The organism is Clostridium sp. C2-6-12, assembly GCF_009928485.1.
Taxonomy (GTDB): Bacteria; Bacillota; Clostridia; order Clostridiales; family Clostridiaceae; genus Clostridium.
Map to the genome: position 1 here is coordinate 202,363 of NZ_JAABNP010000001.1, position 17,464 is coordinate 219,826.

Sequence of the window (17,464 nt, forward strand, 5' to 3'; positions counted from 1 at the left end):
GTTTATAAACAGGAGGTCTTTTTTTCTTAAAGCTGTGATGTTATAATGTGATGGGTGTAACTAAGACTTTTTAGAAAATGATTAAAATAGATGTGATGATTAATTTAATATAAGTTTATTATATTAATAGTAGAGGAAAAATAATATGGATGATAAATTTAAATATGTAGAGCAAGATGAAACAATAGATGATTTGCAGCTTAAAGGGTTAGAATTAATTCAAAAGAAAGATGGATTTAAATTCGGTGTAGATGCTGTTTTATTATCAGATTTTGCTAATGTAAAAACAAAACATAGAGTAATGGATTTATGTACAGGAACAGGAATAGTTCCATTTTTAATATACGGCAAATATAATCCGCAAAGCATATACGGATTAGAAATTCAAGAAGACATGATTGACATGGCTAAGAGAAGCGTAAAGTTAAACGCCTTAGAGAAAAAGTTATTTTTTATAAATGAGGATTTGAAAAATATAGAATTTTTAAAGACAATTGAAAAATTTGATGTGTTAACAGTAAATCCTCCATACAAATTAAATAGCTCAGGTATTTTAAATCCTAATGATAAACTTGCTATAGCCAGACATGAAGTGTTATGTAATTTAGAAGATGTGATTTCTGCGGCAAGAATTTTGCTTAAAGATAATGGAAGAATGTTTATGGTTCATAGACCAGAACGTTTGGCAGATATTTTTATGCTCATGAGAAAGTATAAAATTGAACCTAAAAGAGTGAAAATGATACATCCTAAAATAGGTAAAGCCCCGAATATTGTTTTAGTTGAAGGACAAAGAGATGGGGGGGCTTACTTAAAGTGGGATCCACCATTGTATGTTTATGATGAAAATGGCAAGTATACCAAAGAAATAGACTTAATATATGGGAGGATATAATTATGGAAAACGGGAAACTATATTTAGTACCAACCCCTATTGGTAATTTGAAGGATATTACATTAAGAGCACTTGAGACTTTAAAAGAAGCTGATGTTATAGCAGCAGAGGACACTAGACAGACTTTAAAACTATTAAATCACTTTGAAATAAAAAAATCTTTGATAAGTTATCATAAATTTAATGAACAAAATAAAAGTGATAAGATTATTGAATTATTAATGGAAGGGAAAAAGGTTGCATTAGTGTCTGATGCAGGAACTCCAGGAATATCAGACCCTGGGAGTGTAATAGTTCAAAGGTGTATAGAGGAAAATCTTGAATTTGAAGTCCTACCAGGAGCAACGGCAATAACAACTGCATTAGTTTATTCGGGCTTAGATACAACAAAATTTCTTTTTAGAGGTTTTTTACCTAGAGAAAATAAGGAACGAAAAGCAATAACTGATGAACTCTTACAAAGTCAGGAAACACTTATATTTTATGAAGCTCCTCATAGATTAGTTGATACCTTATCATTTTTAATAGATGTGTTTGGGGATAGAAAAATTGCAGTATGTAGAGAATTGACGAAGTTGTATGAAGAAATATATAGAGGATATTTAAGTGAAGCTTTGAAGTATTTTGATGAAAAAAAGCCTAGAGGAGAATTTGTGCTTGTACTAGAAGGAAAAAAACTTGAAGATATAAAAGAAGAGCAAAGAGAAACCTGGGTTAATTTATCTATTGAAGAACATATAATTAAATATGTGAATGACGGTATGAACAAAAAAGAAGCTATAAAGCTTGTGGCAAAAGAAAGAGAATTGCCTAAAAGTGAAGTTTATAAATTTTCAACTAATATATAAAAAAACAAACTATCTTGAAGTTGTTTCAAGATAGTTTGTTAAATGGTTTTAAACTTATTGGATAGTATTAAAGTATTAAGTATTATTTGTTGTTTTTGATTTCGTCTAAACATTTAGTACAAATATTTTTACCTTTATAGTTGATTACGTCTCTTGCATCTCCACAGAAAATACAAGCTGGCTCATACTTCTTTAAAATTATTTGCTCACCGTCTACATAAATTTCTAATGCGTCTTTTTCAGCAATATCTAAAGTTCTTCTAAGCTCTATAGGAATAACAATTCTTCCTAATTCGTCTACTCTTCTAACTACACCTGTTGATTTCATAAAAATTCCTCCTAATTACACGATTCGACATTCTACTATATTATATTACCAAGCATGTAATATAAAGTCAATGAATATTTTGAATTAATTTATAAGAAATTACAAATTTCAACTTTAATTAACATCTTACTTAAAATATACTACCATATTTTAGAAAAGTCAATAGGTTTTGTCTATAAAATTACAAAATTATTTTTATAATAATAAATTACGTTAAAATGGCTCATATCAGCAGATTTGAAAAGTTGTGACGAAAATTATTTTCATTATATTTACATACAAGTAAGAAAAAGTTATAATTTTACTATTATTATGTGGTAATACTTTAGCAAAAAGGAGAATACTATACGTAATAATGTCGAGTGCTTACATAAATTAGATATTTTTTCGTACGTATAATTTAAATCTGGATTTTTTTGAATAAGATCAATTATATGTGAGAAAATAAAATTGTTAAGAACTTATGTTTAAAAGTAGTTTGTAATAAGTTAATACTTACTATATAATATACTTGTTATTTAAGTGAAGAAAGTATGGGTGTATAAAATGGGAAGAAAATTTGATTCGGATTATTTAAGAGAATTAGCAGAAGAAATGTCTAAGGGAAATTCAGTTTCATATGAAGATTTTCCAAAGTATGATTTATTTCTATCTCAAGTAATAGATTATTTAAATGATAAATTTGTTGACGAAAACTTTACTAATAATATAGTTCAAAATTATATTAAAAGTGAAGTTATAACAAAACCTGAAGATGGCAAAAAAAGAGGTTACACTAAAATGCATTTAATACAATTAGTATTGATAAGCTATATGAGACCTCTATTAACAACAGAAGAAATTAAAAAAGTTTTTAGACTTGCATTTAACGAAATTAATGACAGAAATGATGATATATTATCATGGGAAGAAACATATAAAACTTTCATGCAAATACAACAAGAAACTTTAGATGATTATTTGCTCTCGTCGCTTACTAATGGAGATAAATTACAGGAAATGATACAAAACTTTGAGTTAAAAGAAAAAGATGAAGAAAGAATAAGAATATTTTTATTAGTCTTATCACTTATAGCCCAAGCGAGTGTTATTAAGAAACTAGTTCAAAAAATAGTTAAAGAATATGATACAGAGTAAAAGATAAAATATATAGGATAAAATAGTATAAAGAAAAAATGTGCTGAAACACTTGCTTAATTAACTTAGAATTTACAATAGCTAATTAAGTGAGTGTTTTATAGATGTTTTTATTATTAAAAATACAGTGATTTTGAAATTGGTTAGGAGCTTGTTAAAGAGAGGAAAATTTATGGATAAAATCATATTAAAAGAGTCCGTAAGAAATTTAGTAGAATTTTGTTTGAAAAATGGAGACATAGATAATAGATTTTCAGGAAGTGCCAGAGCTGTTGAGGGAATAAAAGCTCATCAGAAAATTCAAGAGGATAATGGGAAAATATATGAAAATTATGAGAAGGAAGTATATTTAACCTATGAATTTCAATTAGATAATAGTGTAATAAATATTGAAGGACGAGCAGATGGAATTATAATAGAGAAAAATAATATTATAATTGAGGAAATTAAATCTACATATAAAAGTTTTTCTAATATAGATGATTCTAATGAAGTACATTGGGCTCAGGCAAAAGTATATGCTTTTATTTATGGAAAGCAAAATAACTTGAATGAAATTTATATAAGATTATCTTATATGCAGCTTGAAACTTATGAAGTTAAAAGTTTTGAACAAAAGTTTTCAATTAATGAATTAGAAACTTTTGTTTTTAAAATATTAAATGAATATGAAAAGTTTATTCTTTTAATTTTTAGACATAAAGAAAAGAGAAATGAATCTATAAAAAATCTTAAGTTTCCATTTGATGAATATAGAGCTGGTCAACGTAAGTTGATTAATATATCCTATCAAACTATAAAGGAAAAAGAAATCTTATTTACTCAAGCTCCAACAGGAATAGGAAAAACAATATCAACTATATTTCCAGCCGTGAAAGCAATAGGGGAAGGTATAGGAGAAAGAATAGTATATCTAACAGCAAAAACTATAAATCGAGAAGTTGCAGAGGATACTTTTGAAAGATTAAGACAAGAAGGATTGAAATTTAAAAACATTACCATTACTGCAAAAGAAAAAATATGTATTAATGAAACTTTTGATTGTAATCCTGAGAAGTGTATATATGCAAAAGAGTATTATGCTAAAGTAAAGGAAGCTATATTATGTATTATTGAAAATGAAGAAAGAATTTCCTCGGAAATATTGCAGAAATATGCAGAAACATATAAAATATGCCCCTTTGAATTTTCTTTAGATGTAAGTCTTTATTGTGATGGTATTATAGGTGATTATAATTACATATTTGATCCTAGGGCATCTTTAGGAAGACTGCTTGAAAGTGTAGGTAATATAGTATTAATAGATGAAGCACATAATTTAGTAGATAGAGCAAGAGGAATGTATTCTGCTACTTTGAGTAAAAATCAAATATTGTCATGCAAAAAAATAGCAAAAGGTAAATTAAACAAAATACATAATATATTAGGTAAAATTAATAATCATCTTGTAGAGCTCAGAAATGAATGTGAGCATAAAGAAGTTAAATGGTTTTATGAGAAAGAACCTCCTAAAGATTTAAATAAACAGCTGCAACTTTATTTAAAAGAAAGTGAAGAGATTTTAGTCAGAGGTAACAGATTTGAAGGATATGAAGATATACTTCAATTGTATTTTGATATAAATGCATTTGTTTCAACTATGCAGCTATATGATGAAAATTATGTAACTTGTATAGAAAAAGAAAATCAAGATATTATATTAACCTTATATTGTGTAAATCCTGCTAAAAATTTAAAAGAATATCTAGGTAAATGTCAATCAGCAATTTTCTTTTCAGCAACTATATCACCAATAAAGTATTATATAGATATGCTTGGAGGGAAAGATGAAACCTATAGATTGAAACTTCCTTCGCCATTTAAAAAAGAAAATTTGAAGGTTTGTGTTAGTCCACTTAACATAAGGTATACCCATAGAAAAAGAACTTTAAAATCTGTTAAAGATAAAATTATAGATTTTATTTCAAAAAATATAGGTAATTATATAGTTTTTTCACCATCATATGCATATATGGAATTGCTGTGGGAAGAAATGAATCAGTCTCAAATTGAAAGATTCCAACTTATAAAGCAAAAACCTAATATGTCAGAAGAAGAAAAAAGTGAATTCTTAAACCTTTTTAAGGAAAACAATAATTTGCTAATGTTTTGTGTTCTTGGGGGAATGTTTTCAGAGGGAATAGATCTTCCAGGAGAACAATTAATAGGAAGTATAATAATTGGTGTAGGTTACCCTATGATATCTATGAAAAATGAAATAATAAAAGATTTCTATAAAGAAAATGGATATGATTATGCTTATGTGTTTCCAGGAATAAACAAAGTTCAACAAGCAGTTGGAAGAGTAATAAGAACTGAAACTGATAAAGGGAGAGTTTTGCTTATAGATGATAGGTATACAACCAATAAATATGAAATCTTACTGCCTAATGAATGGTATCCTATAAATAAATGTTGACAAGATTGAACATAGGTAAAACAAAAAGTTTATTTATCTATTTAAGTATGTTAAAATATTCATGTTGGTTTTATCCGATAGCTAGCATCCATAAAACTTCCACTTTATTTTATATAAAGTTAGACCAGTAAGCAAATTACACTAAATCACAGATTTTGGTCCTGTGCTTAAGTGGAAGTTAACGGCTGCACGCTCCTGGATAAGTTCAACTAAATTCAGTTGGAGTATAAAAACTTCACCTGAAAAGTTTCACTTTAAGGAACAAGATGAAATTTAATAAGATATTTTAAAGTAGAATTAAGGAGCGAGGAAAATGAATATTCCATTAATTGATTTAAAAGCTCAATATAAGTCTATTTCTGAAGATTTAGATAGAGTAACTAAAGAAGTTCTTTCTTCTGCAAGTTATATTATGGGAAGTAATGTAACAGGATTTGAAAAAGAATTTGCAGAATATATAGGAGTTAAACATGCAATATCAGTAGGTAATGGAACTGATGCTTTGGTTATTGCATTAAAATCTTTAGGAATAGGGCATGGAGATGAAGTTATTACTACACCATTTACTTTTTTTGCTACAGCAGAAACTATTTCAGCAGTTGGAGCAATACCTGTATTTGTAGATGTAGAAAAGGACACTTTTAATATAGATCCAGTTAAGATAGAAGAAAAGATAACTAGTAAGACAAAAGCAATTGTTCCAGTGCACATTTTTGGCCAAAGTGCAAAGATGGATGAAATAAATGAAATAGCTAAAAAACATAATTTAAAGGTTATAGAAGATGCGTGTCAAGCAATTGGTGGTAAATATAAGAATAGAAAAATTGGGACATTAGGAGACGTTGCATGTTTCTCATTCTTTCCAACTAAGAACCTTGGATGTGCAGGAGATGGCGGAATGATTGTAACAGATGATGATAATGTTGCAACAATAGCTAGAGCCTTAAGAACACATGGAAGTGGAGAAAATGGTCAAAAGGCGTATAATTTATTAAATAACATAACTGAAGAAGTTGCAACAGTTCAAAATGCTGATGATACAGTATATAATCCGTTAAAATATTATAATTATTTAATTGGATATAATACAAGATTAGATGCAATTCAAGCAGCAATTTTGAGAGTGAAATTACCTCATATAGACAGCTGGAATGCAAAAAGAAGAGAGATTTCTAAAATATATGATGAAAAGCTAAAGGATACTGATTTAGTAACTCCGTTTATTAGTGAAGAAAATGAACCTGTATATCATATGTATATAATTCAATCAGAAAATAGAGAAGCTATGCTAAATAAGCTTAAGGAAAAAGGTGTAGCAACAGGAGTATATTATCCTGTACCATTACATCTTCAAAAAGTATATAAAAATCTTGGATATAAAGAAGGTGATATGCCAGTTGCAGAATATCTATCACATAGAACTTTTGCAATACCAGTTTATCCAGAGTTAACTGAAGAAGAAGTAAATTATATTGTTGAAAGTATAAAAGAATAAACCAATATTATAATAAATAACATGAAGATTAGGTGAGGATTAGTTTATGGATAATAATTATTTTGTTCACGAATCTAGCTATGTAGATGACAATGTTAAAATAGGAGATGGAACAAAGATATGGCACTTTTCTCACATTATGAGCAATTGTGAAATCGGGGAAAAATGTAATATAGGACAGAACGTTGTTATATCACCAGGTGTAAAGCTTGGAAATGGTGTTAAGATTCAAAACAATGTATCTGTTTATACTGGAGTAATTTGTGAAGATGATGTGTTTTTAGGACCATCATGTGTATTTACAAATGTAGTAAATCCAAGAAGTTTCATTGAAAGAAAGAGTGAATATAAGGAAACAATAATTGGAAAAGGCGCATCTATAGGAGCAAATGTTACTATAGTATGTGGTCATAATATAGGTAAATATGCACTTGTTGGTGCAGGAGCTGTTGTTACTAAACATATTCCTGATTATGCTCTAGTTGTTGGAAACCCAGCAGGCCTGCTAGGATATGTATGTAAATGCGGAGAAAAATTAAGGTTCAAAGAAGATCATGCCACATGCACAGCGTGTGGAGAAGAATATAAAAAAGAAAATGGAATAGTTGAATCTGTTAACTGTTAATTGTTAACTGAAAAAGTGGAGGTATAACATGTCAATATTAAAACAACAATTATTGGATAAAATAAATAATAAAACAGCTAAAGTTGGTGTAGTGGGACTTGGTTATGTTGGGTTACCATTAGCTGTAGAAAAGGCTAACGCTGGATATCAAACTATTGGATTTGATGTTCAAGACTGGAAAGTTAATTTTGTTAATGAAGGAAAGAATTATATAGGGGATGTAGTGGATGAAAATCTAAAAAAAATAGTGGAAGGAAAGCTTTTAAAAGCTACTACAGATTTTAGCTTTGTAAAAGATGTAGACACTATTTGTATTTGTGTTCCTACACCATTAGATTTATATAAGCAACCAGATTTATCATATGTAGTAAATTCAACAAAAAGTGTTGCAGAATATTTACATAAGGGTATGCTTGTAATTTTAGAAAGTACTACTTATCCAGGAACTACTGAAGAAGTTCTTAAACCAATTCTAGAAGAAAGTGGTCTTAAATGTGGAGAAGATTTCTTCTTAGCATTTTCTCCAGAAAGAGTTGATCCAGGTAATAAGGACTTTAACACTAAAAATACTCCAAAGGTTGTTGGGGGATGCACAGAAGATTGTACAGAAGTTGCAGCAGCATTATATAGAAATGTTTTAGAAGGAGATATACACACTGTATCATCACCAGCGGTAGCTGAAATGGAAAAAATATTAGAAAATACTTTTAGAAATATAAACATTGGATTAGCTAATGAAATGGCTATTTTATGTAATAGAATGGGAATTGATGTATGGGAAGTTATTGATGCTGCTAAAACTAAGCCTTATGGATTTATGCCATTTTATCCAGGTCCAGGTTTAGGGGGACATTGTATACCACTTGATCCATTCTATTTAGAATGGAAGGCAAAGGAATATGATTATCATACAAAATTAATTGCAACATCAGGGGAAATCAATGACTCAATGGCTGATTTTGTATTAGATAATGTAATGAAAATTCTAAATAAAAATAAGAAAGCATTAAATGGAGCTAAAGTCCTTTTATTAGGCGTTGCTTACAAAAATGATATAGATGATTATAGAGAATCACCAGCATTTAAGGTAATAGAATTGTTGGAAAAGAATGGTGCTGATCTTATGGTTAATGATCCATATTGTCCAGTATCTAAGTATAAGGATAAAACTTATCATTCAGTAGATTGGACAGAAGTTATAGATGATTCAGATATTGTAGTTATAACAACAAATCATAGTTGTTACGATTATGAAGCAATTGTAGCTAGAGCTAAAGTTGTATACGACACAAGAAATGCAACTAAAAATGTTATTAATAATAGAGAAAAAATTTATAAGTTATAAGTTGTCTCAAATAATTTAAGGCATCTAAGAAAATAACAATTAGTATATGATTTATATTTTGTGCTATATAAAATAGATGCAATTGCGCTATGGTAAGGTTGTAGTAAAACTTTGCAATGACATTATAGTACAAAATGGAGTATATTGGTTAGTTATTTTCTTTTATATGCTTTAAATATTAATTTAAGATGAAGAGGTTGCTATTAATGAAGAAAATAATGAGTTTTTTTATACCAATATTAGTTGCGTTTATAAGTGTAATAGCAATTAATAACTTTTTAGATAAACAAATAGCGGATTTGGTAAAACAAAAAAATCCTTCACAAATTGGCCGTAATTATGGAGATTTAACTAAAGATAGAAGTGTTATAATTAAAAATATTTTAGCTGAAAAAGGTGATTTGTTTTTAATGGGTTCATCAGAAATTGGGGTTTCAGTTCCGCAAAATTCAATTAATTTTTTCCCATTTAAAGGAGCTGAATATAATGTTAGTTGTTTTGGACGTGCATACACTCAAGATTTGCAACAAGCTACTCTGCTTGGAAGCTGTGATTTAAAAGAAAATCAAAGAATAGCATTAATAGTTTCAATTCAATGGTTTGAAAATTTACACGGTATGGATGCAGGAGATTTTGTTGTTAATTTTTCAGATATACAATTTTATAACTTTTTGAATAATCCTAAAATAAGTGAAGAAAATAAGATTTATTATGCTAAAAGAGTATATCAGATGCTAACAGGTGCTAACAAATATCATGCAGAAGCTTTATATGCACGATTATACTATTCTGAAAACCCACTTAAAAATGCTGTGTTGTTAGCTTTTAAACCATATTATGAGGTTAATGAATATTTATCCAATATTAAGGATAAAGCTTTGATTTATAAAAAATTAAAAGAACTTCCAGATAAACAAAATAATTCAGAATATAAAGAAGTTAATTGGAAAGAAGAATATGATAAGATTCAAAAAGAAAATAGTGAAATTCCATCTACCAACAAATTTCATCTTACAGATGAGTACTACAACAATAGAATAGCATCAGTAGAAGATACTGTTAAAGGTAGATATAGCAATATGGATCTAGTTAATTCAAGAGAAATGGATGATTACAAATTTCTTTTAGGTGTATGTAAAGATCTTAATATGAAACCATACATCATATTGCCTCCAGTTAATGGTTGGTATGATGATCATTTAGGCTTAGAAAAGGAAAAAAGAGATGCATACTATGAAAAAGTAAAGGGTCTTGCTAATGCTGATGGATTAGATGTACTTGATTTAGGAAATTATGATTATGAAAAAGACTTTTTAGTGGATATAATGCATTTAGGAAAAGAAGGGTGGCTTAAAGTAAGTGAAGAGATTTATAAGCACTTTAATAAATAATACAGAATTAAAAAGAACTATAATATTATCGGTAACTATAGTATTGGCACTAATAGTGTATTTTTTCTATTCATTAAGTGACATGCCATTTGTATATAATCAATTTTAATAATAGTGGGGGACGGGATCATGAAAATATTAGAAAGTATTGATAAGTTTGCAAGTACTGAAAGAGTAGCAGTTAAATGTTTAGAAAAAGAATTAACTTATAAACAATTAAGTGATTTTTCAAACAAAATAGCAACTTTTTTATTGGAAGAGTTTAAAGAAGATAGAACACCAATCGTTGTTTATGGAAACAAAGAAAATGAAATTCTACCTATAATGATGGGCGCGTTAAAATCTGGTAGAGCATATGTTCCGTTAGATATATCTTTCCCAGCTGATAGAATAAGTCAGGTAATAGGTGAAGTTAAACCTAAAATCGTATTTAACTGTACTGAATATCCTATAGAAGCAAATGGAGCTCAAAAATTTAATTTAGAAGAAATAAATAATATTTTTAACAGCGAAATTGCAATCACAGTAAAAAAGGAAAATTGGGTTCAGGACGAAGATAATTGTTATATTTTATTTACCTCTGGAAGTACAGGAAAACCTAAGGGAGTACAAATAAATAAAAGAAATTTAGATTCTTTCATCAGCTGGTTTGAAAAAGATACATATATGGATGAAAGTTCAACAGTAATGTTAAATCAACCTGCTTATTCTTTTGATCTATCAGTAGTTCCATTATATTTAGGCTTATGTAATGGAAAAACATTATTCAGCTTAGCTAAAAGTACACTGCAAGATTTGCGTGAAATGTTCAATCAATTAGCTGAATCAGATGTAGAATGTTGGGTTTCAACACCTACCTTAGCTGATATATGTTGTAAATTTGATGATTTTAATGGAACTGTTATGAATAAAATTTCAAAGTTTATCTTCATAGGGGAAGTGCTTACTAAGAATACAGCAAAAACACTTATAGAAAGATTTCCAAATGCTAAAGTAATAAATGCTTATGGACCAACAGAAGCAACAGTTGCTATTTCAGTAATTGACATTGATGAAAAAATGATAGAAGATGAAAAGGAATTGCCAATAGGTTATCCAATGCCTAATTGTGAACTCCGAATAGAAGATGAACAAGGAAACAATTTAAGTGATGGTGAAAAAGGTGAACTTGTTATAATAGGAGATAGTGTAAGTATAGGATATCTTAATAATCCAGAAATGACTAACAAGGCATTTTTCCAAACTTCAGATAATAGACAAGGATATAGAACTGGTGATTTAGGATATTATGATAATGGAATCTTATATTATTCTGGAAGAAAAGATTTTCAAATAAAATTAAATGGATTTAGAATAGAAATTGAAGATATAGAAAATAACTTCAGAAAACTTGAAAATATTAATAATGTAGCAGTTTTACCTGTATTTAATGAAGATAATAAGATTTCTCATTTAACTGCTTTTGTAGTTCTTAATGTAGAAAATGATTTATCTAATTTAAAGAATGCTACATTAATTAAAAATGAATTAAAGAAGTTTATACCAGAATACATGATTCCTAGAAACATTAAGATTTTAAAACAATTCCCTCAAAATACAAATGGGAAGATTGACAGAAAGAAGCTTATGGAGGATCTAAGATGACATTAACTCAATATGGAGATTATTTTTATTTATATATATTAATGATATCTCTAATACCTTCTATAATCTTAGGCGTGATGCAAAAAAGAATTAAGTATTATGGATTGTTTTTATCAATATTAATAATAGTCCCTACCTTTGGTTATAAAAGCAGACAAATGCTATTGTTTTTTATGTTTTTGGCTGGTGAATTAATATTAATTAAAGGATATTCTATGCTTAGAAAGAAAACAGACAATAAGTATCTATATTACTTAGTGTTATTTCTTTCCATTACACCTATAATTATTTTAAAGGTAAGTCCTATAACAAGATTTAATACAATAGGCTTTATAGGCTTATCATACCTTAACTTCAAAGCTATACAAATGATTATTGAAATATATGATAATACCATTAAAGAAATAAAGTTTATAGATACATTGTATTTCTTTATATTTTTCCCTGTATTAACGTCTGGACCTATAGATAGATCAAGAAGGTTTAATGAGGATTTAGAAAGAAAAATAGAAAGAAAAGAATATATAAATGATTATTTAATACCTGGAATTGAGCATATAGTAAGAGGAATAGGCTATAAGTTTGTATTATCTGCCTTAATCAGTACTTTGTGGATGGATAAAATTCCTAAAGATATAACTTTAATAAATTCATTAAATTATATGTATGCATATAGTTTGTATTTATTTTTTGATTTTGCAGGATATAGTGCATTTGCAGTAGGTACTAGTTATATTTTGGGAGTTAGAACTCCAGAGAACTTTAATAAGCCATTCCTAAGTAAAGATATGAAAGAATTTTGGAATAGATGGCACATATCATTATCAAAATGGTTTGGGGATTACATATATTCAAGATTTGTTTTAAATAGTATGAGAAACAAAAGGTTTAAAAATAGAATCATTGCATCTCATGTAGGACAAATGATAACAATGGGAGTCATGGGGATCTGGCATGGATTAGAATGGTTTTATATACTATATGGATTATATCAAGGAGCAGCATTAGTTTTAACTGATATATATCAACGTAAATCAAAGTTTTATAAAGCTCATAAAAAAGAAAAGTGGTTTCAATATGCTCAAATAGCAGTAACTTTTCATATAGCGTGTTTTGGGTTATTATTATTTTCAGGATATTTATTTAAAAAATAGGAGGAATTAAAAATGGAAGAAAAAGTATTAGATATGTTAATTGAAATAACAGGTAGTGATGATATAGCAGAGGAAAAAGACACTGATTTATTCGAAGCAGGGTTACTTGATTCGCTAGGAATAATAGAAGTTTTATTAAAGATTGAAGAAATCTTTGGATTAAAACTACAACCTACTGATTTAGAAAGAAAAGATATGGCAACAGTTAATAACTTAATAGAATTCTTACAAACTAAATTATCTTAATTTGAGAATAAGCCATATATTAATTAAATCTTATATTTATAAAAATGACCATGTTGATTTAATTTAGGTAAAACTAAATCAACATGGTTTTTCTTTGTTTAAGTTTCCTAAATAGATTTTTAGTTGCAATAAATCTTTGTAGTAAATCTAAAATATTTTATGAATATATGTGCTAAAATGGAGTAAAATAAAATATTATGTTAATGAAATTTGGTGGTTAAATGAAAAGATTGAATTTTAATTTGAAAACTTTATTTAAAGATCTTTTATACAAAATTAACGAAGATGATGTATTTGCATTAGCATCTCAAATGGCCTATTACTTAGTATTATCTTTTTTCCCATTTATGTTATTTCTAATGACCTTAGCTGGATTCAGTAAATTAAATTCAAGAGATATTTTAGTGGGATTAGATGTTATGTTACCTAGAAGTGTTTTAGAATTAACTCAGTCAACAGTTAAAGAGATATTTGATAATCAATATACAGGATTATTATGGGTATCCATATTATTAATGATATGGACCTCGTCATCTGCATTTAAGGCCGTAATAAAAAGCGTAAATAAAGCCTATCACTTTAAAGAAGATAGATCTTTTGTAAAGCTTTCTATTATATCTATGCTTGGTATATTTGGATTGGCTATAATTATTATATTAGCATTGGGAATGTTGGTATTTGGAAATGTAATAGGAAATTATATGAAAAGTAATCTTTCGCTTTATAAGGTACTAATAATTCTTTGGAATATTTTTAGATATGTATTCATAGTCGTAGTTATGATATTTATATTTGTAGTTATTTATAAACTTGCACCAGCTAAAAAATTAACCTGGAAAGAAGTGATTCCAGGAGCTATATTTAGTACATTTGGATGGGTGCTAGTATCATTTGGATTTTCATTTTATATTGATAATTTCAATAATTATTCTAGATTTTATGGAAGCTTAGGAGCAGTATTCGTACTTATGACGTGGTTATTTATTATATCAATAATATTTATTTTTGGAGTAGAAATAAATTTTGTAATAGAAAAACTTAAAGGTAAAGTTTAGAAAATATTATTTATTGAATATAAATTGCTAAATTGGATATAACTTTAAAGAAAAAATATTCAGGAGGCAAGATATGAATAAAATAATATTATTAGGAAGATTAGTAAAGGACCCTGAACTTAGACATAGTGAAAATGGCGATAAGGTCTATACTAAATTTATCATTGCAGTACAAAGGAATTTTAGATTACCAGATGGTGTAAGAGAAGCTGATTTTATTCCAATAAGAGTTTTTGGAAAAAAAGCAGAGGTTATAGTAAAATACATGAAAAAGGGTAGCCTTATAACAGTAAGTGGAAGACTAAGGACAGGAAGTTATGATGATGAAGCTGGAAATAGAAAATATATAGCCGAAGTTGTTGCAGAAGACTTTAAGTTTATTGAAAGCAAAAAGTCAGATCAACATGCATCAGAAAATTAATAAAGAATATTTAAAGTTAAAGGTGAAAGACCTATAAAATTTTTTGCAGTATATTTTAACCAATAATTATATATAATGGTAAAAATGTATGTTGTAAAAGAGATATTTATTTCCAATGATAAAAAAATTGTTGATTTAACTTAAAAGTATGGTATCATATTTGTAACAGTTTAATAATATGATAATATAACATGACCTGGGGTAGAGGTGCTGTAATAAAGAGTAAGTATAAGGAGTCGGCAGGCGTTGATTTATGCTAAAAGGTATTATAGCCGAAGAGATAAATTTATATGCAGGGATTTATTTCTGGATATTCATAGAATATATGAATAGCTGTCACGAAAAGTGTTGAGCTACAAGGGCATTGATTTTCATTAAGAGTTAAAAATTAATAAATATGAGTTAAGGTTTTGAAAGATAAATAGTGTATAAATATTTTTAAGGCTAAATAACAATATATTTTTGATAAATTAATAATTAATGGAAATGTTTTGCATAGAAATTTAGCATATATGCTTTTACCACTCGTCACAGATATGTTCTGTGGCGTTTTTTTGTAGGTGGCAGTGAGTCAGTGGGGATATTCGATTTCTGATAGTTTAGAAAGAAATAAAATACTAAGTTCTCGAGATTGTATTTTATTGCAGGGCTAGCTTTCTAAATAAAATTAAGTTCAGATGTGAATACAGGAAAATGGGTAATTGTTTATATGGTAACTGTAAGTAGTAGCTGCAGATTATGCAGAGAAAAATGAGCAATAGTTAAGCAATAAATTCTAAGGGGATTTAGATAATTAATTAACAGTTAACAGTTGGGGAAGAAAAGCCTTAGGGCTTTTCTAAAGTAAAAATAGCAAAAGTAAAATTAATCGGGGGTTAGCAAGATGAAATTATTTGGAACAATGAAGGTAGTGGATAATCAATTAACAATTGGTGGAGTTAGTGCTGAAAATTTAGTGAAGGAATTTGGAAGTCCATTATATGTATTTGATGAAGCTTTAATAAGAGAATATTGCTTAGATTATAGAAAATATTTTAAATGTGAAGAAAATAATAACAGAGTTGCTTTTGCAGGAAAAGCATTTTTGAATGTTCAAATGTGTAAGCTGTTAAAGGAAGAAAATATGTGCTTAGATGTGGTTTCAGGTGGTGAACTTTATACAGCTTATAAAGCAGGTTTTCCTCTTGAAAAAGTAATGTTCCATGGGAATAATAAAACTTTAGATGAAATTGAACTTGGAGTAAAATTTGGAGTTGGAAATTTCGTTGTAGATAATTATTATGAAATGGAAGCATTAAGTGATTTGGCTAAGCAATATAATAAAGTTCAAAATATCTATTTAAGAATAACTCCTGGGATTGAAGCTCATACACATGAGTATATAAAAACAGGGCAAATAGATTCAAAATTTGGATTTGCACCAGTTGAAAATGTTATTGAAGATGCTATTAAAAAAGCTATAAGCTTACCAAATATAAATCTTGCAGGTATACATTGTCATATTGGATCTCAAATATTTGATTTAGAACCGTATGAAGATGCTGTGGAGATAATGTTAGAGCTTGTAAGAACTACTAAAGAAAATCTTGATTACTTAATAAAAGAAATAGACTTTGGTGGTGGCTTTGGAATATATTATACAGATCAGGATGAGCCAAGAACAACAGAAGAATATTGCAATACCATAATTAATAAAGTTGATGAGGTTTGCAAAAGAACTGGTCAGGAAAGACCAATTCTTACAATAGAACCAGGAAGAAGTATTGTAGCTAACGCTGGAACTACTTTATATACTATAGGGGCAGTAAAAGAGATTCCAAAGGTTAGAAAATATGTTTCTGTTGATGGAGGGATGACTGATAATATAAGACCAGCTCTTTATAATGCAGAATATGAATGTGCTGTTGCAAATAGAATGAAAGGTGAAGCAGAAGAAACTGTAACTATTGCAGGTAAGTGCTGCGAATCAGGTGATATTTTATTAGAGCATGTTAGTCTTCCAGAAATAAAAAGTGGTGATATCTTAGCTATAGCGACTACAGGAGCTTATGGTTATTCTATGTCTAGTAATTATAATAGAATACCAAAGCCAGCAGTTGTAATGGTTAAAGATAATCAGGCAAGACTTGTCTGCAGAAGAGAAACTTACGAAGATATATTAAAAAACGATGTGATTGAGTAAGTATAGCATTAAAAAGAAGCGTTGATTAGTTGAAATTATAAAGACAAATATATATTTTTAGTAGATAAAAAGAAAAAGCTGTTGTAAATAGAAATAGATCAAGTCTAGCTGATAGGATCAATTTCAATTTTAACAGCTTTTTGTTATTAAAATTGAAGAATTGTGTTTAAAAATTCACAACTTGTAAATATTTAAAAGAAAAAAATATGTTATACTAATATATAGAATAAAATTTAATGA

The 17,464-nt window shown here is 28.1% G+C and carries 15 protein-coding genes and 1 riboswitch; of the genes, 14 read left to right on the plus strand and 1 reads right to left on the minus strand.

Going from position 1 to position 17,464, the window contains the following annotated elements; all coding sequences use genetic code 11:
• Positions 1 to 145: 145 nt before the first annotated feature.
• Both GXK56_RS00935 and rsmI read left to right on the plus strand, forming a co-directional pair.
• Positions 146 to 895 (plus strand): tRNA1(Val) (adenine(37)-N6)-methyltransferase, encoded by a 750-nt coding sequence (locus tag GXK56_RS00935; protein ID WP_160683640.1) that lies wholly within the window; start codon positions 146 to 148, stop codon positions 893 to 895.
• A 2-nt stretch (positions 896 to 897) separates the two neighbouring features.
• Positions 898 to 1,743, plus strand: coding sequence for a 16S rRNA (cytidine(1402)-2'-O)-methyltransferase (gene rsmI, locus GXK56_RS00940; RefSeq protein ID WP_160683643.1), 846 nt, complete (start codon positions 898 to 900; stop codon positions 1,741 to 1,743).
• Between the two features lie 82 nt (positions 1,744 to 1,825).
• Here rsmI and GXK56_RS00945 read toward each other — a convergent pair whose 3' ends face one another.
• Entirely contained in the window at positions 1,826 to 2,077 is a 252-nt protein-coding gene (locus GXK56_RS00945; protein ID WP_279283030.1) for an AbrB/MazE/SpoVT family DNA-binding domain-containing protein, read from the minus strand.
• Between the two features lie 540 nt (positions 2,078 to 2,617).
• Between GXK56_RS00945 and GXK56_RS00950 the strand changes: the two genes are divergently transcribed.
• The 12 genes from GXK56_RS00950 to lysA all read left to right on the plus strand — a co-directional run bounded on the left by GXK56_RS00950 (position 2,618) and on the right by lysA (position 17,224).
• Positions 2,618 to 3,208, plus strand: a complete 591-nt coding sequence (locus tag GXK56_RS00950; protein ID WP_160683649.1) for a DUF1836 domain-containing protein — start codon at positions 2,618 to 2,620, stop codon at positions 3,206 to 3,208.
• 172 nt (positions 3,209 to 3,380) lie between these two features.
• Positions 3,381 to 5,666, plus strand: a complete 2,286-nt coding sequence (locus GXK56_RS00955) for an ATP-dependent DNA helicase (RefSeq protein WP_160683652.1) — start codon at positions 3,381 to 3,383, stop codon at positions 5,664 to 5,666.
• A 313-nt stretch (positions 5,667 to 5,979) separates the two neighbouring features.
• Positions 5,980 to 7,161, plus strand: a complete 1,182-nt coding sequence (locus tag GXK56_RS00960; protein ID WP_160683655.1) for a DegT/DnrJ/EryC1/StrS family aminotransferase — start codon at positions 5,980 to 5,982, stop codon at positions 7,159 to 7,161.
• Between the two features lie 46 nt (positions 7,162 to 7,207).
• Positions 7,208 to 7,786 (plus strand): acyltransferase, encoded by a 579-nt coding sequence (locus GXK56_RS00965; protein ID WP_160683658.1) that lies wholly within the window; start codon positions 7,208 to 7,210, stop codon positions 7,784 to 7,786.
• Between the two features lie 28 nt (positions 7,787 to 7,814).
• Entirely contained in the window at positions 7,815 to 9,131 is a 1,317-nt protein-coding gene (locus GXK56_RS00970) for a nucleotide sugar dehydrogenase (protein WP_160683661.1), read from the plus strand.
• A gap of 206 nt (positions 9,132 to 9,337) precedes the next feature.
• Positions 9,338 to 10,522, plus strand: coding sequence for a D-alanyl-lipoteichoic acid biosynthesis protein DltD (dltD, locus tag GXK56_RS00975; RefSeq protein ID WP_160683664.1), 1,185 nt, complete (start codon positions 9,338 to 9,340; stop codon positions 10,520 to 10,522).
• A 129-nt stretch (positions 10,523 to 10,651) separates the two neighbouring features.
• The gene (gene dltA, locus GXK56_RS00980; protein ID WP_160683667.1) at positions 10,652 to 12,166 is read left to right on the plus strand and encodes a D-alanine--poly(phosphoribitol) ligase subunit DltA; all 1,515 of its coding nucleotides are present in this window, start codon (positions 10,652 to 10,654) and stop codon (positions 12,164 to 12,166) included.
• Positions 12,163 to 13,320 (plus strand): D-alanyl-lipoteichoic acid biosynthesis protein DltB, encoded by a 1,158-nt coding sequence (dltB, locus tag GXK56_RS00985; protein WP_160683670.1) that lies wholly within the window; start codon positions 12,163 to 12,165, stop codon positions 13,318 to 13,320. The genes dltA and dltB overlap by 4 nt, the downstream gene beginning before the upstream one ends.
• A 12-nt stretch (positions 13,321 to 13,332) precedes the next feature.
• Complete coding sequence (dltC, locus tag GXK56_RS00990; RefSeq protein ID WP_160683673.1) at positions 13,333 to 13,566, plus strand: D-alanine--poly(phosphoribitol) ligase subunit 2; 234 nt, start codon at positions 13,333 to 13,335, stop codon at positions 13,564 to 13,566.
• 221 nt (positions 13,567 to 13,787) lie between these two features.
• Complete coding sequence (locus GXK56_RS00995; RefSeq protein ID WP_160683676.1) at positions 13,788 to 14,621, plus strand: YihY/virulence factor BrkB family protein; 834 nt, start codon at positions 13,788 to 13,790, stop codon at positions 14,619 to 14,621.
• A 73-nt stretch (positions 14,622 to 14,694) separates the two neighbouring features.
• Positions 14,695 to 15,042 carry a single-stranded DNA-binding protein gene (locus GXK56_RS01000; RefSeq protein WP_160683679.1) on the plus strand — a complete coding sequence of 116 codons (348 nt, stop codon included), beginning with the start codon at positions 14,695 to 14,697 and terminating at the stop codon, positions 15,040 to 15,042.
• A 194-nt stretch (positions 15,043 to 15,236) separates the two neighbouring features.
• Positions 15,237 to 15,406: riboswitch (Lysine riboswitch) on the plus strand.
• Between the two features lie 519 nt (positions 15,407 to 15,925).
• Positions 15,926 to 17,224 (plus strand): diaminopimelate decarboxylase, encoded by a 1,299-nt coding sequence (gene lysA, locus GXK56_RS01005; protein ID WP_160683682.1) that lies wholly within the window; start codon positions 15,926 to 15,928, stop codon positions 17,222 to 17,224.
• Positions 17,225 to 17,464: the final 240 nt, after the last annotated feature.